Source organism: Streptomyces sp. NPDC051636 (assembly GCF_044453765.1).
Classification (GTDB): domain Bacteria; phylum Actinomycetota; class Actinomycetes; order Streptomycetales; family Streptomycetaceae; genus Streptomyces.
This window is the reverse complement of record NZ_JBITDA010000007.1, coordinates 38784-65338: the sequence shown is the minus strand read 5'-3', so window position 1 is coordinate 65338 and position 26555 is coordinate 38784. Positions and strand designations below refer to the sequence as shown.

The window sequence follows — 26555 nt, the reverse complement described above, 5'->3', positions numbered from 1 at the left end:
GTGTCCCACGGTGCGGGTACCCCGAGTGACGCTGCGCATGCGGGCCGTCCGCCGAAGTGGCGGAAACCGGTGGTTTCCGCAGGTTACCGACCGCTGGCCGAGCACGGGGTGACCCGAGTACGTCAGCGGCGGGCCGAGGCGGCAGTCGGTGGTGTATCCGCGGAACGCGGTCGCGCACACCACCGCGTCCGGAACCGTGATTTCCCTCAGGGCGGAATGCCGATCCGCTCCCGATCCCTTCCCCGGATGGCCTCGGCTCCTAGGCTGAACGGGTGAGCAACCAAGCGCCGAACCAGGGCCGCGTCATCCCCCTTCACCCCCAAACCCCGGCCCGCGCACCGAGGGAGCCCCTCTGGCGCGACCTGGTCGGTGACGTCCTGCGCCGTGAGCGCCTGACGCAGGAGCGCACGCTCAAGGATGTCGCCGACGCGGCGCGGATCTCCCTGCCGTACCTCTCGGAGATCGAGCGCGGTCGCAAGGAGGCCTCCTCGGAGGTCCTCGCGGCCGCCGCCCACGCGCTCGGCCTGGGTCTCGGGGACCTGCTCTCGCTGGCCCAGGGGGAGCTCACCCGGCAGGCGAACGGGAGCCGCCGGGCGTCCCGCGCGCCGTACCGGGGGCTGTGCCTGGCCGCCTGACCGGGCGCGACCGGTACGGGCTCAGTCGACGTCCTTCTCGCGCAACTGCCGGAAGAACGCCCGCACGTCACCGACGAGCAGGTCGGGTTCCTCCATGGCGGCGAAGTGCCCGCCCCGGTCGAACTCCGTCCAGCGCACGATGTTGTCCGTCCGGTCCGCCTTGTGCCGCAGCGCCATGTGGAGTTCGGCCGGGAACAGCGCCAGCGCGGTGGGGGCCGTCGACGGTTCGGCCGGGGCGGTGGCCCGGCCGGTGGCGTGCGCCCGCTCGTAGTAGATCCGGGCGGACGAGCCCGCCGTACCGGTCAGCCAGTAGAGCATCACGTTCGTCAGCAGCTGGTCCCGGTCGACGGCCTCCTCCGGCAGTTCCTGGGAGTCCGTCCACTCCCGGAACTTCTCCACGATCCAGGCGAGCTGGCCGACGGGCGAGTCGGTCAGGGCGTACGCCAGGGTCTGCGGCCGGGTGGAGTGCAGCATGGCGTACCCGGCCCCCTCGCGTGACCACGCCTCCCACCGGCGCCACGACACGAGCGTGCGCTCCCGCTCCTCGGGACCGAGCTCCGCCAGTTCCCCGGCCGTGGGCTCGGTGAGCGCCTGGGCGCCCGGCAGCAGGTTGAGGTGGACGCCGATCACCCGGTCGGGATGCGCGCGGCCCAGCTCACGCGAGATCACCGCGCCCCAGTCGCCGCCCTGGGTGCCGAACCGTTCGTAGCCGAGCCGCCGCATCAGCTCCGCCCAGGCGTCGGCGACCCGGACCGCCTCCCAGCCCGTCCGCGTCGTCGGCCCGGACAGTCCGAAACCCGGGATGCTCGGTACCACGACGTGGAAGGCATCGGCCGGATCACCGCCGTGCGCCGCGGGATCGGTGAGCGGCCCGACGACGTCCAGGAACTCGGCGATCGAGCCCGGCCAGCCGTGCGTGAGGACCAGCGGGGTGGCGTCCGGCTCCGGGGAGCGCACGTGCGCGAAGTGGATGTGCGCCCCGTCGACCGTGGTGGTGAACTGCGGCCACGCGTTCAGCCGCGCCTCGGCCGCACGCCAGTCGTACGCGTGCCGCCAGTACCGCACGAGGTCCCGCAGATAGCCCGCCGGTACCCCGTACGCCCAGCCCGCGCCCGGCAGTTCGTCCGGCCACCGGGTGCGGTCGAGGCGCTCGTGCAGGTCGTCGAGGTCGCCCTGGGGGATCGCGAGACGAAAGGGCCGGATGCTGTCGGCAGGCGGTGACGTCATGGCCCCGATGCTAGTGCCGCGCTTCCGCCATCCGGATTAATCGCCGGCCCGGCCGATGAGTTCCGGGTCGAGGATCGGTCGACACAGGTGACCGCGTTCCACGCCCCAGGAGGTGCTCATGACCACCGACGGATTCACCACGTGTCTCTGGTACGACGGCCAGGCCGAGGAGGCCGCCCACTTCTACGTCTCGGTCTTCAAGAACTCCGGCATCGGCCGGATCGGCCGCTACAACGAGGCCGGTCCCGGCCCGGCCGGCTCCGTGCTGGCCGTCGAGTTCACGGCCAACGGCCAGAAGTTCGTCGCGCTCAACGGCGGCCCGGAGTTCAAGTTCAACGAGGCCGTCTCCTTCCAGATCATGTGCTCGGACCAGGAGGAGATCGACTACTACTGGAACAAGCTCACCGAGAACGGCGGCGAGGGCGGCCCCTGCGGCTGGCTCAAGGACAGGTACGGCGTTTCCTGGCAGGTCGTCTACGACCGGCTGATCGACATGATCGGCGACCCGGACCAGGAGAAGGCGACCCGCGCCACCCGGGCCATGATGTCCATGGGCAAGCTCGACGTGGCCGAACTGGAGAAGGCGTACGCGGGCGAGTGACCGACGCGCCGGCCGCCCCGCACGGGCGGCCGGCCGTCACTCGGCCAGGATCTCGGCGATCGCGTGCCGGGAGTTCTCCGCGAGCGGCGGATTCGTCTCCCAGTAGTACGGCAGCTGGATCAGCGAGATCGACAGCGCCCAGCCCCGCCCCCGCGCCCATTCGGCGTCATCGGCGCCGACGACCTCGCGGAAGACGCCGCGGGCGGACGCGGGCAGCAGGTTCCAGGCCACGATCAGGTCGACGGCCGGATCGCCCACCCCCACGGTCCCGAAGTCGATCACCGCGCTGAGCCGCCCGTCCACGACCAGGACGTTGCCCGGTGACAGATCCCCGTGCGCCCAGACGGGCGGCCCGGTGTGCTCCGGGGCGCGCAGGGCCTCCTCCCACCGGGCCGTGACCGCGGCGGTGTCCATCCCCCGGTACGCGAGCTGGGCGATGGCCTCCCGGGTGGCCGCGTCGCGGGTCGCCAGGGGCACGCCCCGGTGCTGGGGCGGCCCCTCGCGGGGGTCGATGCGGCGCAGGGCGCGGATGAACGCCGCGAGGTCCCCGGCGAGCGGCCCGGGCTTCTCGACCGCCCCCGCGACCGGATTGCGCCCCTCCAGCCAGCGGTACACCGACCAGGGCCACGGGAAGCCCGTCCCGGGCCCGCCCCGCCCGATCGGCTCCGGCGTCGGCACGGGCAGCAGCGGCCCCAGCCGGGGCAGCCGGCGCTGCTCGTGCGCCACGTCGGCCACGGCCCCGGGATGCCGGGGGAGCCGTACGACCTTGTCCGCGCCGAGGCGGAACATGGCGTTCTCGGTTCCGGAGGACTCCAGGCGCTCCACGGGCAGCGACGCCCACGCGGGGAACTGCCCGGCGATCAGCCGGCGGACGAGGGGGACGTCGACGTCCACCTCGTCCGCACGCATCTTCATGGCACACACAGGCACCATTCCAGCGACCAACGCGCCCGCTGTCGAAGGAATTTGACGGTCCGCCCGCGCAGGCGCCCCGGCTCAGACCCGGTCGGCCGCGATCAGCAGGTACTGGAAGCTGCCGTTGCGGTAGGCGCTCAGGAAAGTGTCCTCGATGCCCGTGACCAGGTGGTCGGCCTGCTTGCGCAGCTCCCAGTAGGGGATCGTGGCGTCGGTCAGGTCGGCCACGTGGACCGGCACCAGGCGGTTGGCGGCCATGGCCCGGAAGTACGCCGACCGAGGATGGATGTCGCAGATGTAGTGCGCGTTGATGAGGGACACCTCGCGCGAGGCCCGCCCGTAGGTGTCGTTGTAGCAGCCGGTGATCACCACGTAGCGCCCGCCGCGCCGCAGCAGCCGGGCGTGCTCGGCGAACAGCAGATCCAGCTCGACGTACATGGTGGACTCGTTGTTCCACGACGCCGCGTACGCGCCGGAGGGGAGGCCGGTGTCGAGCATGTTGCGGTGGTGGTAACGCACCTTGCCGTCGATGCCCCGGTTGCGGGCCTGTTCGTTGGCGAAGTCCGCCTGCTTGGCGGAGATCGTGACGCCGTCGGCGTGGCAGCCGTAGCGCAGGTTCGCCACCACGCTGCCCCCGCCCCGGCCGCAGCCGGCGTCGAAGACGCGGTCGGTGGGGGAGAGGGGGCCGAGGTGGGAGGTGAGCAGCTCGGCCTGGGCGTGTTCCAGGCGGTGCAGTTCGGTGGTGATCCGCTCCCGGCGCAGGCCGGCGTCGGGAGCGTCGAGCACCGACCAGTCGGCCTCGCCGACGCCGTAGTGGTGGTGGTACAGGTCGTCGATCTTCCCGAGTTCGAGGTTGACCGGGTTCTGCTCGGCGTTCCAGTAGTCCGCGACGCGGTTCTGGTACGTGGACTGGGTCGGCACCGGTGCTGACGTGGTGCCGGCGACGGGGGCGGTGGTCAACGGGGCTCCTCCTGGTGGATCTGGCGCTCGCTCATCGGGCTACCAGTAGTCGGGCAGGTGGTAGCGGTGGCTGTTCGTGGCGTGCCACTCGTGGTTGCCGGACACCCAGGCGGCCAGGCCCCGGGCGTAGCGCTCGACGAGCGGCGAGGTGGCGGACAGCAGGGCGGACTCCTCCTCGAAGGCCGCCATGATCCGGTTGTGGATCTCGACGGACCTCAGGTAGGCGGCCTTCAGCCCGCCCCGCTCGTTGGCGGCGACCACCTGGGGCAGGTTGAGGTGCGTCGGGTCGTTCGCCAGCTCCTTGGTGAAGGAGTACAGGTCGTTGACGACGGTGGTGGCGTTGCAGGCCAGGGCGGTGATCCGCTGGATCTCGGGGCGGGCGTAGACCTGCTCGGGCAGTTCGTAGCCGTCCACGGCGTCGACGATCGACAGACAGGGACGGAAGTTGTTGAACTGCCGCATCACCAGGTACTCCCAGACCCGCGGCACGTACCGGGTCTCCGTCCAGGCGGCCTCGCCGAGGTAGCCCAGGTGCAGCCGGGCGATGTCGTGCGTGAAGCGGGTGGTCTGGCTGGGCGTGGCGAGGACGGCGAGGTCCTTCAGGGCGAAGTGGTACGAGCGCAGCGGACCGTCGGCCCGCATGCCGTGCCGCCACTCCTCCTCCAGCTCGGGCGTGCCGTGGTACGGGTCGATCGCCGACTGGGCCATGATCAGCCGGCCGCCGAGCCCACGCGGGGAGCCGCCCCGGTCCTCGCAGTAGCAGTCGTCGACGATGTTCTCGGCGAGCAGCAGCTTGCCGGCGACGGTGAGGCGCTCCAGGTCGGCAGCGCCCGGGTGCTGGAGTACCACGGCCCGGCCGAACTGGAAGCCCGTGAAGTCGCCCGTCCAGGCCGCGGGGAACAGGTCGAGGCCGCGGGCCCAGGCCTCCAGCCTGCGGTCGATCTCGGCCGCCTTCTCCGGGTCGGCGGGCACGGCGGGCCGGTACCTCAGACCGGGGATCGCCCCGGTGCGCCGGGCCCGCACCGACCGGGCGAGGTTCGGCGGGCCGGGCAGCGGAAGGGAGGTGGGGGGTGCGTTCATGGGGTGCTCCGGGCCGTCACTCGGCCGTCCGGCCGATCTGGACGTTCTCGAGGATCCCCGCCGCGTCGGGGACCAGGATGGCCATCGAGTAGTAGGCGGTGACGAGGTAGCTGATGATCGCGGCGGTGTCGATGCCCATGAAGCGGACGTTGAGCCCGGGCTGTTGCTCCTCGGGGATGCCGGTCTGGTAGAGGCCGACGACCCCCTGGTCGGCCTCTCCGGTGCGCAGCGCGAGGATGCTGGTGGTGTGGTGGCCGGTGATGGGGATCTTGCTGCACGGGAACAGCGGGACACCGCGCCAGGCGGGGACCTCGTGCCCGTCGACCGTCGCGGTGCCGGGCACCAGGCCGCGCCGGTTGCACTGCCGGAAGAACGCCGCGATCGCCTTGGGGTGGGCGAGGAACAGCCTGGTCCTGCGCCGCATGGAGAGCAGCTCGTCCATGTCGTCCGGGGTGGGCGGTCCGGTGAAGGTGCTGATGCGCTGGCTGTAGTCGGTGTTGTGCAGCAGCCCGAACTCCCGGTTGTTGACCAGCTCCCACTCCTGGCGTTCGCGGATCTCCTCGATGGTGAGCCTGAGTTGCTGCTCGGTCTGGTTCATCGGGTCGTTGTAGAGGTCGGCGACGCGGGTGTGGACCCGCAGCACGGTCTGGGTGAGGGACAACTCGTACTCGCGCGGGCTTAGTTCGTAGTCCACGAAGCCGCCGGTCAGCGTGGGCTCGCCCACGTGGCCGGCCTGCACCGGGACGTCCGCCTCGCCCTTGCGGTTCATGGGCCTGCGGTGCCGCCCGACGTACGCCTCGAGGTGCGCGGCGAGGGACGGCACCCGCTCGGTGAACTCGGTGACGACGGCCCAGGGCAGCGCCAGCACCACGCCCGACGTCTCCGCCCGCACCGAGCTCAGCCACAGGGGGTCGGACTGGCCGACGGCCTCGTCGCCCATCTGGGCGCCGTCGCTCACCACCCCGACGACCTCTTCGTCGCCGTACTTTCCGTTGATGTAGCGGATGAACCGGCCGTGGGCGACGAGATACGCCTCGGTGACCGGCTGCCCGGCCTCGAACAGGACCTGCCCGGCCCGCACCTCACGGCGCTGGAACCGGCCGGCGATCTCCCGCAGCACGTCGAGGTCGGCGTAGCCGCGCAGGACCGGCAGCTCGGTCAGCGTCTCGGGGATGACCCGGATGTCGTCGCCGCCGTTCTGCTCGAAGTGCACCCGGCCGCGGCCGGAGCGCAGCTGCAGACGCCGGTTGACCCGGTAGGCGCCGCCCTTGACGTCCACCCACGGCAGCATCTTCAGCAGCCACCGCGAGGTGATGGCCTGCATCTGCGGCTCGGACTTGGTGGTGGTGGCGAGCCGGCGTGCCGCCCGGGTGCTCAGACTGGTGAGGTGCCCGTCGGTGGAGGGGTCGGGGGCTGGTTCGTCGACGGTGGAACCGGTGGCGCTGTCCGGTGTGGACACATTCCCTCCCGGGAGGTGAACAGGGGTGACCGGATCGGTCGGTGGTGAACGAGGTGGTCCTGCGCGTGGACAAGCCAAACAGCATGGGGGAGGTGCCCGGTACGGCGTGAAAGGGGCGGCTTCATTCCTTGGTGGTGCAAACATGCCGTTCGGGGCGGATGGGTCAGGTGTGGATGATCGCGCGCCGGTCCCGTGCTCCCACTCCCGGGCGCAGTGGAGCGACAAGCGGGTCAGGAGAGGTCGTTCAGCAGCACGGCCGCCCCGTCGAAGCGGCCGGCTTTCAGGTCCCGCAGTGCCTGCGCCGCCCTCGACAGGGGATACGTGTGCGTCCGCGCCCGGACCCCGTGCAGCGTGGCCAGCGCCAGGAACTCGCGGGCGTCGTCGCGCGTGCTGGAGGTGACGCTGCGCAGCTCCTTCTCGTAGAACAGCTCGCTCTCGTAGCGCAGCGGCGGAACGTCGCCGAGGTGGATGCCCGCGACCGCCAGGACCCCGCCTCGGTCGAGGGCGCGCAGCGCCACCGGGACCAGGTCGCCGGCGGGTGCGAACAGGATCGCGCTGTCCAGCGGCTCGGGCGGCCGGTCGTAGACGTCCCGTGCCGAGGCGGCGCCCAGCTCGAGCGCGAGCCGCCGGGCGGCCTCGTCGCGGGTCAGCACGTGCACGGTGGCGCCCTCCGCGAGCGCCACCTGCGCACACAGGTGGGCGCTGCCCCCGAAGCCGTACAGCCCGAGCCGGCCGCCCGGCGGCAGTGCGGCCCGCCGCAGCGCGCGGTAGCCGATGATCCCGGCGCACAGCAGCGGTGCCGCGGCCACGTCGTCCAGGCCGCCGGGCAGCCGGTGGGCGAACCCGGCCGGGACGGTCGTGTACGCGGCGTAACCGCCGTCGGCGTCCCACCCGGTGTACCGCGAGTCGGGGCAGAGGTTCTCGGCACCGCGCAGGCAGTAGGCGCAGGTGCCGTCGGTCCGCCGCAGCCACGCCACGCCCACCCGCTCGCCCAGGACGAAGTCCTCGACGGCCGCCCCGGCCCCGGCGACCACGCCGACCACCTCGTGCCCGGGCGTCACCCCGGGCCGGCGCACCGGCAGGTCGCCCTCGGTGACGTGCAGGTCGGTGCGGCACACCCCGCAGACGCGCACCCGGACCAGCAGCTCGTCGTCCCCGGGCACCGGCACCGGCCGCTCGACGAGCCGGAGGGGATCCCCCTCGACCGGCCCCGGCCGGACCACCGACCATGCCCGCATCGTCCGCGCCACCGTCGCGTCCGTCATCCCGCGCCCCGTCCCGTCGAAGGCCGCCGTCTCCTCCCAGTCTCCGGCGGCCCGGACGGTTCGGCGCGCGGGCCGTCCCGAGGGTGACTAGCGTGAGGACCCGGACGGTGACGTCGATCGGGAGAGGCCGCGACCATGGCCGTGCAACCTGAGGGAAGCCCCTGCTGGGCCGATGCGATGTTCAGTGACGTCGAGGGGGCGAAGACCTTCTACGGCGGCGTCCTCGGCTGGACCTTCGGCGAGTCGTCGTCGGAGTACGGCAACTACACCCAGGCCTACGTGGACGGCAGGGCGGTGGCGGCCGTCGTGCCGCCGATGCCCGGTCAGGAGGGCCAGTCGCAGTGGTGCCTGTACCTCGCCTCGGCGGACGCCGCCGCGACCGCCGAGAAGATCCGGGAGAACGGCGGCGAGGTGCTGATGGAGCCGATGCGGGTCGGCGAGTTCGGCACCATGTGCCTGGCCCGCGAGCCCGCCGGCGCGGTCTTCGGCGTCTGGCAGGGCGGCACCCACGAGGGCTTCGAGGCGACGGCGGTGCCCGGCGCCTACTGCTGGGCCGAGTTCTTCACCCGGGACCCGCAGAAGACGGACGCCTTCCTCCCGGCGGTCTTCCCGTACACCGCGCAGCGGATCGAGGACGCGGGCGTCGACTTCCGGCTGTTCAAGGTGGGCGACGACACCGTCCTGGGCCGGATGAGGATGACGGAGGAGTTCCCGCCCGAGGTGCCCTCGTACGTCAACGTCTACTTCACCGTCGGCAACTGCGACGACGCCGTCGCCCGCGCCTCCGGGCTCGGCGGCGTCCTGCGGTTCGGCCCGATGGACAGCCCCTTCGGCCGCTTCGCCGCCCTCAGCGACCCGCAGGGCGCGAACTTCTCGGTGATCGACATCACGACCAGGCAGGGCGAGACGCCGACGACCACGGACGTCCCCTAGGGCGTGCCGGGCGCCCGGTCCGGGCGTGGCATGATCGGGGCCATGCGTGAACGAGTGGTGGCCGCGTGCGACGGGGCTTCGAAGGGAAACCCCGGTCCGGCGGGCTGGGCGTGGGTGATCTCCGACGACGCCGAGAAGCCGGCCCGCTGGGAGGCCGGACCGCTTGGCACCGCGACCAACAACGTCGCCGAACTCACCGCCCTCGAACGCCTGCTGGCGGCCACCGACCCGGATGTGCCGCTGGAGATCCGGATGGATTCGCAGTACGCGATGAAGGCCGTCACCACCTGGCTGCCCGGCTGGAAGCGCAAGGGCTGGAAGACGGCCGCCGGCAAGCCCGTCGCCAACCAGGACCTGGTCGTGCGCATCGACGAACTGCTCGACGGCCGCTCGGTCGAGTTCCGCTACGTCCCCGCCCACCAGGTCGACGGCGACCCGCTGAACGACTTCGCCGACCGCGCCGCCAGCCAGGCGGCGACCGCCCAGCGCCCGGCCGGCAGCGGCCTCGGCTCGCCGGAGCCGCCACCGTCGTCCGACGTCCCGGCCGCCTCCGCGCCACGCCGGAAGGCGCCCCGCCGGGCGGCCGGCGAGGCGGGCGGCGGGGCGTCCTCCCGCACGATCAAGGCCAAGTTCCCGGGCCGCTGCGTGTGCGGACGCTCCTACGCGGCCGGCGAGGCCATCGCCAAGAACACGCAGGGCTGGGGCCACCCGGAGTGCCGCACGGCCGCCGAGGCCTGACCGGCGACTCCGCTCCGGCGAGCGGGGCTCAGGCGTCGAACGTGTAGAACCCCGTGTGGTCCAGCAGGTCCGCCGGACGCACGTCGTTCCACGGCTTCATCGTCTCGTTCAGATCCACCACGTCCGGCGTCCGGGCGGCCGGCACATAGGTGCTGTCCGGGTGCCGGCGCTGCCACTCGGCCCACAGCTTGTCGACGTAGGCGTGGTGCAGCCAGAACACCGGGTCGTTGGGGGAGACCCCGGTGGCCATCTGCCCGCCGACCCAGACGTGGACCCGGTTGTGCAGATTGACCCCGCGCCAGCCCTCCAGGTGGTTGCGGAAGCCGTCCGAGGCGCTGTTGAAGGGCGCCGTGTCGTACGTCGTCATCGTCAGCACCGACTCGACCTCGGCCGGAGTCGGCAGCTCGCGCACCCCGGAGCCGAGCGAGCGGCGCAGGAACGTACGGCCGTCCACCCGCACGGTGATGGGCCAGTTGCCGGTGGACGCCGCGAACGGCCCGTCCATCACCCGGCCGTCCAGGCTCCGCCCGGTGCCGCCGAGGAAGTCCGGCGCCCACAGCGAGGCGCGGACCGTGCGGTCCGCGCTCCAGTCCCAGTAGGGCAGCGTGACCGACGGGTCCACCTGCCGCAGCGCCCGCTCGAAGTCGAGCAGGAATCTGCGGTGCCACGGCAGGAAGGACGGTGAACGGTGGCCGGTCCGCTCACCGTTGTCGGTGTCGGCCATGATGAAGGCGTTGTGCGTCCTGACGAACTCGTCGTAGCGTCCACTGCGCTTGAGCTCCAGGACGGCGGTGACGAACCGCCGCCTCTCGTCGGCGGTCAGGCGGGCCTGGTTCTTGCGTACGGTCATGTGCGGGTGCTCCGGATGTGCTGGCGGGGACGGTCAGTTGGCGGGGAAGGGCAGCAGCGCGGCGCCCCGCAGCTCGTCGACCGCGGCACGGGCCGCCGCGCGGGGCGTGGGTACCGGGTCGTAGTGGCTGACGACGCTGATCCAGCTGCCGTCGGCGTTGCGCATCACGTGCAGTTCGACCCCGTCGACGAACACGGCGTACCCGGCACCGTGGTCGTGGTGGTGGCCGCCCCCGCTCGCCGGGCGGCCCTGTATCCGGCGGCCCTTGTAGACCTCGTCGAAGGCCTCGGGGGAGCCGTGGTGGTGCTCGGCGGCCGACGCGCCGGGCGCGACGGCGGTCCGGACTCCGGCGGCTGCGGTGAGGGCGGCCGCGGTGGTGAGCGCGCGGCGTCGGGTGAGTTCCGGCATGCGGGACCTCCTGGTGCGTTCCGGTGATGACCCCGCATGCCTATCGGTCCCCCGAGAGCGGGAGAAATCCCCCGGATCGGGTTGGCTACGATCCGGACAATTAGCCGCATGCCCTACAGAGTTGAACGAAGATGATCTTGTCGTGGGAGGGGTGTCCAGGGTCCGGAAGCGGAAATTCCTTGCCTGTGCGGCGGCATTTCCGGTGATCTTTCGCGGCGGCCGTCCGTTCGAGTGGCGTCGCTCACCGCCGCAAGCTGACGTGATCCGGAAGCCCGGCCGCGCCGCCCCCTCCCTGCTACCCTGCGATGCCAATCGATCACTTTGGGTGACTGTCAGGGGTGTGTGCGTGAAGGTCGTCTGTGTCGGAGGCGGGCCCGCCGGCCTGTACCTCGCGATCCTGCTGAAGCTGCAGAATCCGTCCCACGACATCACCGTCCACGAGCGCGACCCGGAGGGCTCCACCTACGGCTGGGGCGTGACGTACTGGCGCGGACTGCTCGACAAACTCCGGGCCAACGACCCCGAGTCCGCGTACGCCGTCGAGGCGCACTCGGTGCGCTGGCGCGACGGCGTCGCCCGGGTACGGGACCTGACGACCCGCCACCGCGGCGACGAGGGCTTCGGCATCGGCCGCCACCGGCTCCTCGAACTCCTCGCCGCGCGCGCCCGCTCGCTGGGCGTACGGCTCCAGTACGAGAGCGAGGTCACGGCCGGGCCCGAGGACGCCGACCTGGTGGTGGCGGCCGACGGCGTGCACAGCACCCTGCGCGACCGGTACCGCGACCACTTCGGCACGCGCCTGACCTCCGGCCGCAACCGCTACATCTGGCTCGGCACCACCCAGGTCTTCGATGCCTTCACCTTCGCCTTCACCGAGACCGGGCACGGCTGGATCTGGTGCTACGGCTACGGCTACAGCGGCACCCACAGCACCTGCGTCGTCGAGTGCTCCCCCGAGACCTTCACCGGCCTCGGCCTGGACCGGGCGAGCGAGGCCGAGGGACTCGCGCTGCTGGAGGAGCTCTTCGCCGGCGTCCTCGGCGGCCACCCCCTGATCGGCCGCTCCGCCCCCGACGGCAGCGCCCAGTGGCTGACCTTCCGCACCCTCACCAACCGCACCTGGTACCGGGGCAACCTCGTCCTGCTCGGCGACGCCGCGCACACCACCCACTACTCCGTCGGCGCGGGCACCACCCTGGCCCTGGAGGACGCGATCTGCCTGGCGGGCGTCCTGCGCGAGCACGGCAGGCGCCCGGAGGCCCTCGCCCTCTACGAGCGGCGGCGCCAGACCGATCTGCTGTCCGTGCAGAGCGCCGCCCGCTACAGCGCCCAGTGGTACGAGAACCTGCCCCGCTACATCGACCTGCCCCCCGACCGGATGTTCGCCCTGCTCGGCCAGCGTCACTCCCCGCTGCTGCCGTACGTCCCGCCGCAGCTGTACTACCGCATCGACAAGGCGGCCGGACAACTGGAGGTGCTGCGCCGGCTCAAGCGGTGGCTCGGGCCGAGGGCGGCACGGGCCCTGCACGCGCGCTCCTCGGGCAACCGCGGATAGCCCGGGAAATGCTGCCGAGTTGGTACTCACCTCCTCTCCGTACATGCCCGCAGAAGCATCGATGGACCAGCCCGCCCCGACAGCCCGCCCCCTGCGGGACCGCCTCACCATTCCGGTGCCGGCCTCGGGCGGCATCCCCACTGAAGACCGATCGGTCACGGACTCACGCTGGGGCCCGCTTGACTCGTACAGGCTTTCTGTCGAGCCGAATCACTCGTCCGGGTGAACGGTGGGCAGGTTCCGGGGCCGGAGCGGCCCGCTCCGCGCGGGTCGGTGCCGGGTGACAGACTGGCGGCATGGACGAACGCGTGATGGGCAGGTCGGGGCAGTGGACGTCGGTCGTCGGCCTCGGCACGTGGCAGCTGGGCGCCGACTGGGGCGACGTCGACGACAAGGAGGCCCTCGCCGTACTGGAGGCGGCGGCCGAGTCGGGGGTGACCTTCTTCGACACCGCCGACGTGTACGGCGACGGGCGCAGCGAGCAGACCATCGCGGCCTTCCTGAGCGGCAGGCCCGACCTGCACGTGCTGGTGGCCACCAAGATGGGCCGCCGGGTCGAGCAGATCCCGCAGAACTACGTCCTGGACAACTTCCGTGCCTGGAACGACCGCTCCCGCCGCAACCTCGGCGTCGACCGCGTCGACCTGGTGCAGCTGCACTGCCCGCCCACCGCGGTGTACTCCTCCGACGAGGTGTTCGACGCGCTGGACACCCTCGTGGAGGAGGAGCGGATCGCCGCGTACGGCGTGAGCGTGGAGACCTGTGCCGAGGCGCTGACCGCGATCGCCCGCCCGAACGTGGCAAGCGTCCAGATCATCCTCAACCCCTTCCGCATGAAGCCCCTGCGCGAGGTGCTCCCGGCCGCCCGGGAGGCGGGCGTCGGCATCATCGCGCGCGTGCCGCTCGCCTCCGGGCTGCTGTCCGGCACGTACACGAAGGACACGGTGTTCGCGGCCAACGACCACCGCACCTTCAACCGGCACGGCGAGGCCTTCGACCAGGGCGAGACCTTCTCCGGCGTCGACTACGGGACCGGCGTCGAGGCGGCCGCCGAGTTCGCCGCGCTCGCCCCCGAGGGCTGCACCCCCGCCCAGCTGGCCCTGCGCTGGATCATCGAGCAGCCCGGCGTCACCACGGTCATCCCCGGCGCCCGCACCCCGGAGCAGGCCCGCGCCAACGCGGCCGCCGCGAGGCTCCCGGCGCCGCCCGAGGAGACGTTCGCCGCGATCCGGGACCTGTACGACCGCCGGATCAAGGCCCAGGTGGAGGGCCGCTGGTAGCGGTGCCCGCCCTCCGGCGCCCGCTGATCTTTCAAACAGACGGTTGATCAGGCACAACCGAGCCGTTACGGGGAACTCGCGAGTCAGAAGGACTCGGGTCGCCGAAGACGGGAGGAAACGTGGCGGTCACCGGAGAGGGCGTCGGCCGGCGCCGGGGGCGCAACGAGACCGAGGAGGAGCGCGCCGACCGGATGTGGGGCGAGCTGATCCAGGAGGTCCGCGTCGCCCAGACCGGCGTGCAGATCCTCTTCGGCTTCCTGCTCACCGTCGTCTTCACGCCCAAGTACGCCGACCTGACCCACACCGACCAGGTCATCTACATCGTGACCGTCTGTCTGGGCTCGTGCGCGACCGGCGCCCTCATCGGCCCGGTGTCCCTGCACCGTCTGGTCGCCGGACGGCGGGTGAAGCCCCAGGCGGTCCGGATGGCCTCGCGGCTGACCTTCGTCGGCCTGGTCCTGCTGCTGGCCACCATGACCGCCTCGCTGCTGCTGATCCTTCGTGTGGCCACGCACGACGGCCACGTGCCGTGGCTGGTCGCCGCGGTCGTCGCCTGGTATCTGGTGTGCTGGTACGGGGTACCCCTGTGGACGCGGCGCCGTTACACCTCGCGTTGACCCTCCAGCGCCGCCAACTGCCGGTCGTGCACCCGGCTGAGCAGCAGCACCGACAGGGTCGCGCCGACCAGCGCGCAGAACATGTCCCACTGCGTGTCCCACACGTCGCCCTGGGTCGCGAGGAAGGCGTCCGCGCCGTGCCCGCCGATCTCGGCCGCCAGCCACTCCAGCAGCTCGAACACCGCGCTGAAGGCGAGGCAGGCGCACACCGTCAGCGGCGCCAGCCACCGGCTGCCGCGCAGCGGTGAGGTGCGGCTGAGCAGCTCCCGTACCAGCACCGCCGGGACGAAGCCCTGCATGAGGTGGCCGAACCGGTCGTACGGATTACGGGCCAGGCCGAACGTGTCACGCACCCAGTCGCCCAGGGGCACCTGCGCGTAGGTGTAGTGCCCGCCCACCGCCAGCACCAGCGCGTGCGCGGCCAGCAGCCAGCACAGCAGCCCGGTCAGCGGAAAACGCCGCCAGGTCAGCACCACCAGCGGCAGGCCGATCAGCACCCACACCGTCTCCAGGAACCAGGTCGTGCGCTCACGCGCGCCCCACGCCGACAGGGCCGTCCCGGCGACCACCACCCCGGCCAGCAGGACGGGGAGCGTCGAGCGCGGGGCGCGGCGGGGGGCGGGGTGCACTGCGGTCACGGCGGGCTCCTTGTCGTATGGGCCCTCATCCTGACCGGCCCGCCCGGCAGGCGGCATGAGTACGGCTACTCAGCCGCCCCCGCGCGCCCGCTCAGCCCGTCGCGAGGATCTGCGCCAGGAAGTCGTCCACCCGGACCTCCTCCTGCCCCGGCGGGACGGCCTCCCACGTCTCCCGCAGGAAGGCGGCGACCGCGGGCGCCCACGCGAACACCACCGCCTGCTGGCGGCCCCCGTCGGCGCGGGCGTCACCGAGGAAGTCCATCCGCAGCTCGTGCCACGGCCCGGTGGCCACCGGCCGGAACCGCACGTCTCCTACGCCGACCGGCCTGTCCAGGCCGTCGGCGAGCATCTCCCGGTCCAGCCGCCACCGGGCGAGCACCCGGCCGTCGTGGGCGAACACCGCGGTGACGGCGAACGGGTCGTCGGCGTCGTACGTGAGGTGGGCGAGCACGGGGCAGCGTTCCGTACCGCCCGCCTGGAGCTGTACGACGAGGGTCTTGTGCACGAAGGGGATCACGCGAGGGCCTCCGGGACGATCGACGTAGGACCCTCTAGTACCCCTCCGGCGCACAAGATGCTCAGTCGTCCGGGTGATTGCCGTTCCTTGACGATTCAACCGAGCGCGTCACGCAGCGCGGGCAGCAGCGTCTTCGCCGACCAGTCCAGATAGGCCGGCTGGGAGTCGCCGCCGATCTGCACCAGGGCGATCTCGGTGAACCCGGCCTCGGCGTACGGCCGTACGGCTTCCACGAAGTCGTCCGGGTCGTCGCCGCACGGGATCGACGCGGCCACGTCGTCGGGCGTCACGAACTGGGTCGCCGCCTCGAAGGAGTCCGGGTGCGGCAGCTCGGCGTTGACCTTCCAGCCGCTGCCGAACCAGCGGAACTGGGCGTGGGCGCGCTTGACCGCGGTGTCCCGGTCGGGGTCGTAGCAGACCGGCAGCTGGCCCACCCGCGGCTTGCCGGTGCCGCCGTGCCGGTCGAAGGCCTCCAGGAGCCCCGCCTTCGGCTCGGTGGCGATCACCAGGTCGGCGAGGTGGCCCGCGAGCTTGCAGGACTGCTCACCGGAGACGGCGATGCCGATCTGCGGGGGCTCCTCCGGCAGGTCCCACAGCCGGGCCGACTCCACGTCGAAGTGCTGGCCGTGACGGGTGACGTGACCGCCGTCGAAGAGCGCGCGGATGATCTCCACGGCCTCCTCCAGCATCTCGTGCCGCACGTCCACCGGCGGCCAGCCGCCGCCCACGACGTGCTCGTTGAGGTTCTCCCCGGCGCCGAGTCCGAGCCGGAAGCGGCCCTCGGACAGCAGCTGCATCGTCGCCGCCTTCTGCGCCACGATCGCCGGGTGGTAGCGGAAGGTCGGACACGTCACGTACGTCATCAGCGGGATGCGCGAGGTGGCCTGGGCGGCGGCGCCGAGCACGCTCCACGCGTAGGGGGCGTGGGCCTGCGAGCGCAGCCACGGAAAGTAGTGGTCCGAGGTCACCGAGAAGTCGAAGCCGGCCTCCTCGGCGTGTACCAGATGGTCGACGAGGTCACGCGGACCGGCCTGTTCGGTCATCATCGTGTATCCGATTTGCACCATAAGTATCGGGTCCCCGGCCTGCCGGACGGAAAACGGGCTGTACGGGCGACCGGCGTCAGTCCGCCGGCGGCCGGAACGTGCGCAGGAAGGTTCTCTGGGCCTCCCGGTTCGCGGCGTCCTCCCAGTCGGCGGCCGGGGTGGTGAAGCGCAGGGAGAAGCCGCGTCGGCCGCCGAGGAGTAAGCCGCGGCCGAAGGTGTGCTCGGCGTCGCCCCCGGTACCGGAGATCCATTCCATGTCGGCGGCCTTGTGGCCCTGGTAGGTGGTCGCCAGGATCGCGCCGATCCGCCGGTAGCCCGCCAGCTTCTCCAGATCCGGCTCCACGTCGTCCCGCCAGACGGCGACCGGGTCAGGCCCGACGCGTTCGCCTTCGCTGTAGGTGACCGCGAGGGTGGGGGAGCCGTCCCCCGTGCCGAAGGTGACGCGGTAGGCGTCGGACACGCGCGAGGTCTGCAGTCGCTGCCAGCCGTCGGGGAGCGCGACGGAGAAGCCCTCCGGGGCGGTGTAACGGTGGTAGCCGTCCGGCGGGGCGGTGGCGGTGGCCGACGGCGGGGGCGGGGCGGAGGGCGCGGCGGACCGCGTGGGGGTGGGCGTGGCCGGGACGGTCGGGAACCCGGTCTGCCCGCCGTCCGTGCGGTCGCCCGGCACGGAGGCGCCGGCGGAGGCCGCGGTGTCGGTGCCGGTGCCGGGCAACTGGTGCGTCGCGGCGAGTACGGCCACCGTGACCGTGACCACGGCCAGTGCCGTCCCGGCGGCCATGGTCCGCCTGCTCCACGCCCCGTCGGGGAGCAGAACCGTCGCGTAGGCACTCCGCAGCCGGGGCGCGGGCGCGGCCTGCCGGTACGCGTCGGGGTCCTCGCTCAGGATCCGGGTGAGGGCCTCGCGGACCACCGGCCGGGTCAGCCGCTCCCGGGAGTCCTTGCGCAGCAGGCCCTGCACGACCTGCGCCAGCGGACCGGCGCGCAGCGGGGTGCGCTGGGGCAGCCGGTCCACGCCCTTCAGGGTGGCCTCGAACCGGCCCCGGTCCCGGAACGGCGGCCGCCCCTCCACCATCGTGTAGAGGATCGCGCCCAGCGCCCACAGGTCGGCGGCCGGGCCGATGCGCTCGTCGCGGGCCTGCTCGGGGGAGGCGTACGACGGTGCGGTCACCCGGGGCGCGAGGGTCGCGCCCGCCAGTCCGAAGCCCGCGACGACGACCGGGCCCCGGTCGGGCACGAACACCTGGCCGGGGCTGAGCTCGCCGTGCGTGAAGCCCTCGTCGTGCGCGGCTTCCAGCACGTCGAGCACCTCCAGCCCTATCCGGGCCGCCCGCACGTAGTGGAACGACCCCTCCTGGGTGAGGAGTTCGCTCAGCGGCGTACCGCCGATCACGTCCGTGACCGTCCACAGCGTGCCGGACTCCTCGACCGCGTCGATCACCGTCGGCACCCGCCCGGGGCGGAGCATGCTCATGACCTCCGAGGTGCGCAGGACGCGCGCGCAGGTCCGGCGCGGGGTCTCCTCGGCCGGCGCGGCCGGGAGCACGATCCCGGTCACCAACCGCGGCCGCTCCGCCTCCAGGTCCTCGGCGTACCAGCAGACGCGGTTCGTCTCGCGGCCGACCACCTCGAGGAGCCGGTACCTGCCCGCGATCAGCTCTTGTGCGGAGACGTGCGCCTTGAACATGGTCATCCTTCGCTGCAACCCCTGCCTCGTCTTTCCCAGAGGTACGCGGGGCGCGACGCGATGCGTTCAAAGGATCCGCAACTCCGAGGCGGTTCTTGCCTTTTATTCAAGCGGCGGACGGCGCCCGGAGCTTGGGGAAGCGGCGGATGTCCCGGGCCCGACCTGGGGGTAACCGACGGTAAAGGCATCGGCACCGGGCTGCCGCGCAGTCAGCCCAGCCCGAACCGATCCGCCCACCCCATGATGTCCTGGGGCGTGACGTTGCCGCCGCACACCACCAGCCCGAGCCGGGCGCCGTCGCCGACCAGCTCCAGTACCCGCCGGGCGGCGGGAAGCAGACAGCCCGCGGCGGGTTCCGCCCACACCTTGGCGTGGTCGGCGAGGTCGAGGCAGCCCCGTACCGCCTCCCGGTCCGGGACCACGAGGACCTCCTCCACCAGGGCGGAGACATGCTCGTACGTCAGCCGGCACACGGCCGGGGCGCTGAGCGTGGTCACGATCGACGACAGTGCGACCGGCACCGGCCCGCCCGCCGCCAGCGCCTCGGACATGGCCTGGGCGCCCTCCGTTTCCACGCCCCAGACGCGCACGCCCGGGCGGCGGGCCCGCAGCGCCGCCGCGACACCGGCGATCAGGCCTCCGCCGCCGATGCTGACGATCACGTCCGTGAGCTCGTCGGCGTCCTCGGCGAGCTCCAGACCCACGGTGCCCTGTCCGGCGATCACCACCGGGTCGTCGAAGGGGTGGACGAGCGTGAGCCCCTCGTCCCGCAACCGGGTCACCAGCTGGAACGCGCTGTCCATGCCGTCGGTCAGGCGCACCGACGCGCCCGCCGCCTCCGCCGCCCGCAGGGAGCGCGCGGGCGCCGTGCGCGGCATTACCACGGTCGCCTTCACGTCGAGGGCCGCGGCCATCACCGCGAGGGCGACCCCGTGATTGCCGCCGCTGACCGCCACCACGCCGGCCGCCCGCTCGGCCTCGCTCAGCGACAGCAGCTTCGCCGTCGCGCCGCGTGCCTTGAACGAGCCGGTGCGCTGCAGCAGTTCCAGCTTGGCGGTGACCGGGGCGCCGAGCAGCTCGGAAAGGCCCGGGCTCGGCACGGTCGGGGTGCGCACGACGTGCCCGGCGACGGCCCGTGCCGCGGCTTCGATCTCCCAGAGCTCGATCAACGTGGTCACCTTTCCGGCGCGGGAAGCGACGGACCGCGCCGCTTCGCACCCTCACCCGGTGACCCGGTGAAGGTCAACTCGGTTTCACAGGTCGCGAACCACCAGGTGGTCCAGCAGGCACCGCAGTTCCTCGGCGGCCCCGGTCGCCAGCGGCACAGCGGCGAGCGCGGCCCGAGCCGCGGCCGTGTGCCGCCGGGCCTCGGTCAGTGCCGCGGCACGGCCGCCGAGCTCCTCGATCAGCGCGGACGCCGCGTCCGTCTCCCCCGGGGAGTCCAGGAGCGCGGCGAGGCGCCGGGCACCGGGAGCGGGCGAGGCCAGCGCGGCCAGGACCGGGAACGTCTTCTTCCGCTCCCGCAGATCACCGTGCACCGGCTTACCGGTGACGGCCGGGTCGCCCCAGATCCCCAGCACGTCGTCCACCAGCTGGAACGCGACCCCCAGGGCACGCCCGGCCCGGTCGAGCGCGGCGACCGTCGCCGGGGGCCCGCCGCCGAGCGCGGCACCCAGCGCCGCCGCGCAGCCGAGCAGCGCGCCGGTCTTGTGCTCGGCCATCGTCCGGTACTCCCGCGGCGACACCCGCTCCGGCCCGGTCCACGGCCGGGCGGCGAAGAGGAGGTCGTCCGCCTGACCGCGCACCAGGTCGGCCAGCGCCGCCGACAGCAGCCGTACGGCGCCCGCGCCGCCCGGTGCGGCTGCCAGGGTCCCCACGGCCAGCGCGAACAGCGCGTCGCCCGCGAGCACCGCGGGCCCGGTGCCGTAGGCCTTCCAGACGGTGGGGCGGCGGCGCCGGGTGGGGTCGCCGTCCATGATGTCGTCGTGCAGCAGCGAGAAGGCGTGCACCAGTTCCACCGCGACCGCCCCGGCGACCCCGGCCCGTCCGGACGCGCCGGCCGCCTCCGCCCCGAGGACGGCCAGCGCCTGTCGTACGCCCTTGCCGCCGGGCGCGACCGAGGGCGCGCCGCCGACCTCGCACCAGCCGAAGGAGTACGCCGCCATCTCACCCACCCACGGATGCAGCCGTCCCACGGCCTCGGTGAGCTCGGGCCGCACCAATTCCCGGCAGCGGTCGAGGACTTCCGGCGCGGACGGCGGTGCCTGCACCGGCGAGGGAAGCGCGTTCACCGTACGGCCTCCGCCCCGACGCCGAACTCCTCCTGCGCGCGGGCCACCATCCGGCCCACGTGCCGCAGGCCGCCGCGCTGCACCGTGCGGGCCAGGTCCGCCAGTTCGGCCGCCGTCTCGGCCCGGTCGCGGCCGAGCCGGGCCAGCGCCTTGGCCAGGCCGAGGCGGGCCAGTGCCTCGCCGCGCGGCTCGCTCATCGCGCGGAACTCCGCGAGCGCGGTCTCGTACATCTCGCGTGCCTCGGCGTACCGGCCGGCGCGGTAGAGGACGTTGCCGCGCATCTTGTGGTTGTAGGCGAGCGCGCTGGAGAGGTTCATCGCGCGGCACGTCGCCTCGGCCTCCGACAGCAGCTCCAGCGCACGCCCGGTGTCCCCGTCGCGCACGGAGACGATGTCGGCGAGCCCGCGCAGCGCCCAGGCGTGCCCGCGCCGGTCGTTCGCCCGGTCGGCTATCTGAGCGGCCTCCTCGAACATCGCGTACGCCGTGTCGTAGGAGCCGGTGTTGCGGTGCATCTGCGCGATGCCCTCCAGCGCCCACACCGTGTGCCGGGCCTCGCCGCGCTTACGGGCCTCGGCGAGCAGCTGCTCGTGCAGCCGGCCGACGGCCTCGTAGTCGCCCTGGATGCGGCCTGTCTCCGCGAGCCCGGCCAGCGAGTAGCCCCGGACGACGATGTCGCCGCCCCGCTCGCCGAGTTCGGCCGCCAGCCCCAGCAGCCGCCAGGCCAGCGGGAACGCGCCGCGCTGCCGCGCGAGGGTGCCGCCGCTCCACAGCGCCCACGCCATCGCCGCCGTGTCGCCGGCCTCCCGGGCGGCGCGGTAACTCGCCTTCCACGCCCGGTCGGCGTCCCGTACCTGGCCGAGCCGGCGGTGCGCCTCGGCGACGGCGAGTCCGCAGCGCGCGGCCTCGTCGCGCCGTCCGGCGCGCTCGGCCGCCCGCAGGCGTTCGGTGCCCTCGGCCAGTACGTCCGCGAGCGAGGAGTTCACGGACAGGGTGGTGAGGGCGCCCTGGTACTCCGGGGCGAATGCCTTGCCGTACATGACTGCCTTTCTATACACGACGTGTATACATGATGTGTATAGTGCGTCGAAAATCCGCCCTGGCCCGAGGGGCCAGGGCTGCTCTCGGTCTGTTGTCGATCAAGACGTCGGTACGGCCGACGGGGTTGCCTGTGCGGCGCAGATCACGTCAGCGGGCGTCAGTGCTGCTCCGCCTTCTGCGGCGTCACCTCGCTCGGACGCACCACGACGTACCCCTCGCCCTGGAGCATCAGCTGCACGGCCTCGCCGGAACCGCCGCGCAGCATCGAGCCGATGGACTGGGAGCGGTGCAGCGAGGTCTGCAGACGGGCGGTCCAGCCCACCACGGCATCAGTGTCCACGTACACCGGCTGCTGCGCCGAGACCGGTATGACCAGCGGGTTGCCCTCGCACATCAGGCCGAGCTTGCCCTGCCCGGTGAAGACGCTGTTGAACAGGCCGCCTCCCGCGATGCCCGAGCCCTTGACGGTCTTGATCTCGTACGACAACGAGGCGTCGAAACACAGTACGTTGCGGCCGTTGACCGTGAACTGGTCGCCGGGCTCGACGTCGACGACGAAACAGTTCTGCGCCTCGTGCGCGAACCATGCCTCACCCTGCCCGCGCACCGCCATGAGCGGCAGGCCCTCACCGGTGAACGCGCGCTTGAGCATGCCGCCCACGCCCTGCCCCTTGCGCTCGAACTGGAGGCCGCCGCGGTAGGCGACCATCGCGCCCTGGCGGGCGTACATCTCGCCGTTCACCGTGTACCTGAGGCACTTGGGGTTCTCGACGGACATCCCCGGCTCAACGGCCGGCTGCACCACGTGCTGACTGGAAAAGAGATCACCCTTCATGCGCGCATGGTGTCCCGGACGATGTCATTCCGCCAAGATCACGGAGCATGGTCTTTCGTCTGGGTGCGGCCAGGACGCGACGGCTCGCCCGGTCGGCGTGTCGCCGCGCGGCCGGACGCCGCGAGCGTCCGGCTGGTCGGAGAACACGAAGCCGGCGCCGCCGCCGACGGCTCAGTGGCGTGCGACCGCCGGAGCGATGTCCTCGTGACGCTCGACGACCACGGCACCCCGGCGGGCCTTCGTCTGCTTGCCGCAGAACGCCGACTCCAGGGTGCCCGCCATCGCGGTGAGCACGTCGGCGTTGTTGGAGGCGTTGGCGACCGCGGTGAGGCTGCGCCGGCCGTCCTTGGAGGTGAAGGCGTACGTGTAGTAGCCCTGGACGGCGCCCGTGTGGCCGTACACCGACACCCCGCAGGACAGGGTGCGGCGGCGCAGCCCGAGTCCGTATGCTGTGGTGCTGTTGACCTTCGTCCACCGCTCCATCTCCGCCAGTTGCGCGGCCGAGGTCAGCTTCCCGCCGAGCAGCGCGGAGTAGAAGGTGTTCAGGTCGTGCGCGCTGGAGATGATGGCGCCGGCGCTCTGCGCCCAGGACATCGTCTGCTCGGTGGCGTCGACCGGTGCGGCGCCCGCCGTGTCGGAGGTCAGATAGCCCCGGGTGTACCTCCCCGGGATCTGCGTGTCGGGGTGGACGTAGAAGCTGTCGCGAAGCTTCAGCGGCTTGAAGATGCGGTTCTCGTACTCCGTCCGTACGGAGTGCCCGGTCAGCTTCTCGATGAGCATTCCGGCGACGACGAAGTTGGTGTTGGAGTACGAGTAGGCCGCACCGGGCGCGTTGGTGCGCGGCTTCTTGAGCGAGAGGTCGACCAGCCGGCGGTAGGTGAAGACCTTGTTGCGCACGGCCTCGAAGCCGGACACGCTCCGGGCGAACATGTCGTTGGTGTAGTCGTACAGGCCGCTGCGGTGGCTCAGCACGTGCCGCACCGTGATCCGGTCGTCGGGCAGCAGGCCGGGCAGATAGCGGTTGACAGGCGCGTCGAGGGTCAGCTTGTGCTCGTCGGCCAGCTGCAGCAGGACCACGGCGGAGAAGGTCTTGGTGACGCTGCCGACGCGGAAGTGGTCGGTGGTGTTGATGGCCCGCTGGGTGTCGCGGTCGGCGATGCCCTGTGCCGCCTTGTACACGGTGCCGTGGTCGTCGATCCGGGCCATGGCGCCGGGCGCGCCCTTGGCGACGGTGGAGCGCAGCACCGCGCGCAGCCCCGCCGCATCGGGCGCCGGGAGCCCCGCCTCCGTCCGCGCGTGTGCCTCCCGCGGCGCGGCCTGCGCGGGGACCGTGAGGAGCGACAGGGTGACCGCTCCGAGGACCAGACCTTTGCCAACCGTTCCTGAGACCATCCGCCGTCTCTCCCATCTGCACCATTTGCGGTGCGAGATCCGTCACATCCCGGCGATGGAACCTACTCGCATCTCGTCACATCTCCACAGCTGACACACAGTTGGTCATGCGTCCATCACCCTCCGGTGCGCATTCGTAAAGGATTGTCATAGAAGACCGCGAAAGCGATCATTCCGGCTTTACGTGGACATGACTCGTCCGTAAGGGTTCCGTCGGGGGCCCGACCAGCCCCTGTGGCGAGGGACCAACGCCGCCACGTCTCAAGGCGGTTGGTGACCCCGGCCGTCTTCGAACGAAGGAACCCTTCATAGTGCGTAGACCGCACATACGCAGCGTGGCGGTCGCCATCGCGGTGGCGACGGCTGCTACGGGCCTGGCGGGAACGGCTTTCGCGGGTCCGTCCACGGGGGCGGAGCACGGCGTGTCGTCCTCCGCGACGACGGCCGACTCGGTTGTGGCGGCGGCGCGGACCGCCGCCATCGCCCATGCTTCGGCGACCGGCGTCTCCCAGGGCGACGAGCTCCACGCCCAGGACGTCATGATCGACCCCGAGGGGTCGCGGCATGTCCGGTTCGTCCGGACCCACAAGGGAATGCCGGTGCTCGGCGGCGATCTCGTCGTCCACCTCTCCCGGCAGCTGGCCTACACCGGTGTCACCCGGGCGGCCGATCACGCGGTGAAGCCCGCCGCGCAGCAGGCCAAGCTGACCGCTCGGCAGGCCCAGCGGAAGGCCGCCGCCGTCGCCAAGGGCGACGCGGGCACCGCCGAACTCGTCGTGGACGCCCGGGACGGCGCCTCCGCCCTCGCCTACCAGGTGACGGTGACCGACAGCGGCAGCTCACGGACCGTCGTCGTCGACGCCGTCACCGGCAAGGTGCGCAGCAACACGCCCGACAGCGACGAGTTCCTGTCGCCGAAGCTGCTCGACACCCTGCGCAAGCGGGGCGAGACGCTCGACCCGGCCACCGGCACCGGTTCCGAGGACGCCGGCCTCCTCGGCTCCGGCGTCTCCGGCGCCACGCACTACCCGGCAACCGCGCACGGCACCGGCAAGACCCTCTTCGTGGGCAACGTCGGCCTGACCACCACCGCGACCTCGCGCGGCCACTACCAGCTGAAGGACCCGAGCCGGTACGGCACCGAGACCCGGGACGCCAAGGGCAAGTACACGGAGAGCTTCGGAGCGGGCACGAAGTTCACCAACACCACCAACGTCTGGGGCAACGGCAAGACCTCCAGCCGCGCCAGCGCCGCCGCCGACGCCCAGTACGGCATCACCAAGACCCTGGACTTCTACAAGAAGACCTTCAACCGCAAGGGCATCGCCAACAACAGCAAGGCCGCCCGCGCGATGGTCCACTGGGGCGACAAGGTCGCCAACGCCTTCTGGGACCCGACCTGCAACTGCATGCTGTACGGCGACGGCGACGGCGACATGTTCAAGAAGCCGCTCGTCGTCCTCGACGTCACCGGTCACGAGCTGACCCACGGCGTGGTGGACGCGACCGCCAAGCTCGAGCCGACCTACGTCGACTCGGACGGCAACCAGTACGGCGAGCCCGGCTCGCTCAACGAGTCGCTCGCGGACATCTTCGGCTCCAACGTGGAGTTCTTCGCCAACAACGCGAAGGACACGCCGGACTACCTGGTCGGCGAGAAGCTGGGCCTCGACCAGAAGTTCCTGCGCCGCCTCGACCACCCGTCGCTCGACAAGCTCGAGGGCACGATCGACTACTGGTCGCCGGACACGTACTACACCGAGGTGCACGCCGGTTCCGGTGTCTCCTCGCACGCCTACTACCTCCTCGCGGAGGGCAGCGGCAAGAAGAAGATCGGCAGCGTCACCTACAACTCGCCGACCTACAACGGCGCCACGGTCAAGGGTATCGGCCGCACCAAGGCCACGGCGATCTTCTACCGTGCCCTGACCCGCTACATGGTCTCCACGACCGACTTCCACGACGCGCGCGTCGCGACGCTGAAGGCGGCCAAGGACCTGTACGGCGCGAGCAGCGTCGAGTACAAGACGGTGGACAAGGCGTGGGGCGCGGTCAACGTCACCGCCGCCAACACGCCGGCCGACCGCCACTGACGGCGGCCGGACCACGGCGGAACCGAGTGCCCCGCGCCCCGGCGCGGGGCACTCGCGTGTCCGCTGCCGTCAACGGCCTTTTCCAATACCGCCGTTTCTTTTATTGGCAGCGGAAAATAACGGCCCTGGGTTCCCGGCCATGCGCTCGGCCTCCCGCACCGAGACGTTCCCGGCGCACACTCCGGCCGTCTCACAGGTCTTCAGCACGCTGCTGTCCCACGGCCCCCTCACCCGGCTGGAGGCGGCCCGGCGTGCCGGGCTGTCACCGGCCGCCGTCACCAAGGCGGTCCGCCCCCAGCTGGCGGCCGGGTACCTGGTGGAAGACGCCGACGACGAGCCTCGCGCCGCCCTCGGGCGGCCCGCGAACCTGGTCCGCGTCGACGGCGGACGGGCGCTGTTCATCGGCGTCAAGGTGCCGGCGACGCGGTCATCGGCGTGCTGACCGACCTCTGCTGCCGGATCCGCCTCGCCCGGCGCGTTTCGCTGACGGACCGGGCG

General features: G+C 72.1%; 24 protein-coding genes and 2 pseudogenes. 9 read left to right on the top strand and 17 right to left on the bottom strand.

Annotated features, from left to right (window positions below; genetic code table 11):
• Positions 1 to 272 precede the first annotated feature (272 nt).
• Entirely contained in the window at positions 273 to 635 is a 363-nt protein-coding gene (locus ACIBBH_RS15340) for a helix-turn-helix domain-containing protein (protein ID WP_399404722.1), read from the top strand.
• A 21-nt stretch (positions 636 to 656) separates the two neighbouring features.
• On the opposite strand, the gene ACIBBH_RS15335 is transcribed toward ACIBBH_RS15340, so the two are convergent.
• Entirely contained in the window at positions 657 to 1862 is a 1206-nt protein-coding gene (locus ACIBBH_RS15335; protein WP_399404721.1) for an epoxide hydrolase family protein, read from the bottom strand.
• 118 nt (positions 1863 to 1980) lie between these two features.
• On the opposite strand from ACIBBH_RS15335, the gene ACIBBH_RS15330 reads away from it, so the two are divergent.
• On the top strand, positions 1981 to 2463 hold the full coding sequence (locus tag ACIBBH_RS15330; protein ID WP_399404720.1) for a VOC family protein: 483 nt from the start codon (positions 1981 to 1983) through the stop codon (positions 2461 to 2463).
• Between the two features lie 36 nt (positions 2464 to 2499).
• On the opposite strand, the gene ACIBBH_RS15325 is transcribed toward ACIBBH_RS15330, so the two are convergent.
• The 5 genes and pseudogenes from ACIBBH_RS15325 to ACIBBH_RS15305 form a co-directional block, all read right to left on the bottom strand.
• Entirely contained in the window at positions 2500 to 3372 is an 873-nt protein-coding gene (locus ACIBBH_RS15325; RefSeq protein ID WP_399405108.1) for an aminoglycoside phosphotransferase family protein, read from the bottom strand.
• An 87-nt stretch (positions 3373 to 3459) separates the two neighbouring features.
• Positions 3460 to 4338, bottom strand: coding sequence for a geranyl diphosphate 2-C-methyltransferase (locus ACIBBH_RS15320; RefSeq protein ID WP_399404719.1), 879 nt, complete (start codon positions 4336 to 4338; stop codon positions 3460 to 3462).
• A gap of 39 nt (positions 4339 to 4377) precedes the next feature.
• A pseudogene (locus ACIBBH_RS15315) lies at positions 4378 to 5424 on the bottom strand (family 2 encapsulin nanocompartment cargo protein terpene cyclase); the annotation flags it as partial.
• Between the two features lie 10 nt (positions 5425 to 5434).
• Positions 5435 to 6877, bottom strand: coding sequence for a family 2B encapsulin nanocompartment shell protein (locus ACIBBH_RS15310; protein ID WP_399404718.1), 1443 nt, complete (start codon positions 6875 to 6877; stop codon positions 5435 to 5437).
• A gap of 230 nt (positions 6878 to 7107) precedes the next feature.
• Complete coding sequence (locus ACIBBH_RS15305) at positions 7108 to 8115, bottom strand: zinc-binding alcohol dehydrogenase family protein (RefSeq protein ID WP_399405107.1); 1008 nt, start codon at positions 8113 to 8115, stop codon at positions 7108 to 7110.
• A 162-nt stretch (positions 8116 to 8277) separates the two neighbouring features.
• Between ACIBBH_RS15305 and ACIBBH_RS15300 the strand changes: the two genes are divergently transcribed.
• Both ACIBBH_RS15300 and ACIBBH_RS15295 read left to right on the top strand, forming a co-directional pair.
• Positions 8278 to 9075 (top strand): VOC family protein, encoded by a 798-nt coding sequence (locus ACIBBH_RS15300; RefSeq protein ID WP_399404717.1) that lies wholly within the window; start codon positions 8278 to 8280, stop codon positions 9073 to 9075.
• Between the two features lie 30 nt (positions 9076 to 9105).
• Complete coding sequence (locus ACIBBH_RS15295; RefSeq protein WP_399404716.1) at positions 9106 to 9813, top strand: ribonuclease H; 708 nt, start codon at positions 9106 to 9108, stop codon at positions 9811 to 9813.
• Between the two features lie 28 nt (positions 9814 to 9841).
• Here ACIBBH_RS15295 and ACIBBH_RS15290 read toward each other — a convergent pair whose 3' ends face one another.
• Positions 9842 to 10663 carry a tyrosinase family protein gene (locus ACIBBH_RS15290; protein WP_399404715.1) on the bottom strand — a complete coding sequence of 274 codons (822 nt, stop codon included), beginning with the start codon at positions 10661 to 10663 and terminating at the stop codon, positions 9842 to 9844.
• A gap of 33 nt (positions 10664 to 10696) precedes the next feature.
• A complete protein-coding gene (locus tag ACIBBH_RS15285) occupies positions 10697 to 11071 on the bottom strand; it encodes a tyrosinase cofactor (RefSeq protein WP_399404714.1) in 375 nt (124 codons plus the stop codon).
• 346 nt (positions 11072 to 11417) lie between these two features.
• On the opposite strand from ACIBBH_RS15285, the gene ACIBBH_RS15280 reads away from it, so the two are divergent.
• The 3 genes from ACIBBH_RS15280 to ACIBBH_RS15270 all read left to right on the top strand — a co-directional run bounded on the left by ACIBBH_RS15280 (position 11418) and on the right by ACIBBH_RS15270 (position 14523).
• Entirely contained in the window at positions 11418 to 12626 is a 1209-nt protein-coding gene (locus ACIBBH_RS15280) for an FAD-dependent monooxygenase (protein ID WP_399404713.1), read from the top strand.
• 296 nt (positions 12627 to 12922) lie between these two features.
• Positions 12923 to 13906: an aldo/keto reductase gene (locus ACIBBH_RS15275; RefSeq protein ID WP_399404712.1), complete on the top strand. Its 984-nt coding sequence runs from the start codon at positions 12923 to 12925 to the stop codon at positions 13904 to 13906.
• A gap of 191 nt (positions 13907 to 14097) precedes the next feature.
• Positions 14098 to 14523 carry a DUF6328 family protein gene (locus ACIBBH_RS15270; protein ID WP_399405105.1) on the top strand — a complete coding sequence of 142 codons (426 nt, stop codon included), beginning with the start codon at positions 14098 to 14100 and terminating at the stop codon, positions 14521 to 14523.
• On the opposite strand, the gene ACIBBH_RS15265 is transcribed toward ACIBBH_RS15270, so the two are convergent.
• The 9 genes from ACIBBH_RS15265 to ACIBBH_RS15225 form a co-directional block, all read right to left on the bottom strand.
• Positions 14508 to 15161 (bottom strand): DUF2238 domain-containing protein, encoded by a 654-nt coding sequence (locus ACIBBH_RS15265; protein WP_399404711.1) that lies wholly within the window; start codon positions 15159 to 15161, stop codon positions 14508 to 14510. The two genes, ACIBBH_RS15270 and ACIBBH_RS15265, sit on opposite strands and share 16 nt — an antisense overlap.
• A gap of 91 nt (positions 15162 to 15252) precedes the next feature.
• On the bottom strand, positions 15253 to 15678 hold the full coding sequence (locus tag ACIBBH_RS15260; protein ID WP_399404710.1) for an SsgA family sporulation/cell division regulator: 426 nt from the start codon (positions 15676 to 15678) through the stop codon (positions 15253 to 15255).
• A gap of 95 nt (positions 15679 to 15773) precedes the next feature.
• Positions 15774 to 16745 (bottom strand): LLM class F420-dependent oxidoreductase, encoded by a 972-nt coding sequence (locus ACIBBH_RS15255; RefSeq protein WP_399404709.1) that lies wholly within the window; start codon positions 16743 to 16745, stop codon positions 15774 to 15776.
• A gap of 55 nt (positions 16746 to 16800) precedes the next feature.
• Positions 16801 to 18414, bottom strand: coding sequence for a serine/threonine protein kinase (locus tag ACIBBH_RS15250; RefSeq protein WP_399404708.1), 1614 nt, complete (start codon positions 18412 to 18414; stop codon positions 16801 to 16803).
• Positions 18415 to 18617: 203 nt separating this feature from the next.
• Entirely contained in the window at positions 18618 to 19577 is a 960-nt protein-coding gene (locus tag ACIBBH_RS15245) for a threonine/serine dehydratase (protein ID WP_399404707.1), read from the bottom strand.
• A gap of 84 nt (positions 19578 to 19661) precedes the next feature.
• On the bottom strand, positions 19662 to 20699 hold the full coding sequence (locus ACIBBH_RS15240) for a polyprenyl synthetase family protein (RefSeq protein ID WP_399404706.1): 1038 nt from the start codon (positions 20697 to 20699) through the stop codon (positions 19662 to 19664).
• Positions 20696 to 21736, bottom strand: coding sequence for a tetratricopeptide repeat protein (locus ACIBBH_RS15235; RefSeq protein ID WP_399404705.1), 1041 nt, complete (start codon positions 21734 to 21736; stop codon positions 20696 to 20698). The genes ACIBBH_RS15240 and ACIBBH_RS15235 overlap by 4 nt, the downstream gene beginning before the upstream one ends.
• A gap of 158 nt (positions 21737 to 21894) precedes the next feature.
• Complete coding sequence (locus tag ACIBBH_RS15230; protein WP_399404704.1) at positions 21895 to 22572, bottom strand: AIM24 family protein; 678 nt, start codon at positions 22570 to 22572, stop codon at positions 21895 to 21897.
• A 171-nt stretch (positions 22573 to 22743) separates the two neighbouring features.
• Positions 22744 to 23964 carry a serine hydrolase domain-containing protein gene (locus ACIBBH_RS15225; RefSeq protein WP_399404703.1) on the bottom strand — a complete coding sequence of 407 codons (1221 nt, stop codon included), beginning with the start codon at positions 23962 to 23964 and terminating at the stop codon, positions 22744 to 22746.
• Positions 23965 to 24275: 311 nt separating this feature from the next.
• On the opposite strand from ACIBBH_RS15225, the gene ACIBBH_RS15220 reads away from it, so the two are divergent.
• Both ACIBBH_RS15220 and ACIBBH_RS15215 read left to right on the top strand, forming a co-directional pair.
• Positions 24276 to 26057 (top strand): M4 family metallopeptidase, encoded by a 1782-nt coding sequence (locus ACIBBH_RS15220; RefSeq protein ID WP_399404702.1) that lies wholly within the window; start codon positions 24276 to 24278, stop codon positions 26055 to 26057.
• Between the two features lie 139 nt (positions 26058 to 26196).
• Positions 26197 to 26552: pseudogene (locus ACIBBH_RS15215) on the top strand (sugar kinase); the annotation flags it as partial.
• Positions 26553 to 26555: the final 3 nt, after the last annotated feature.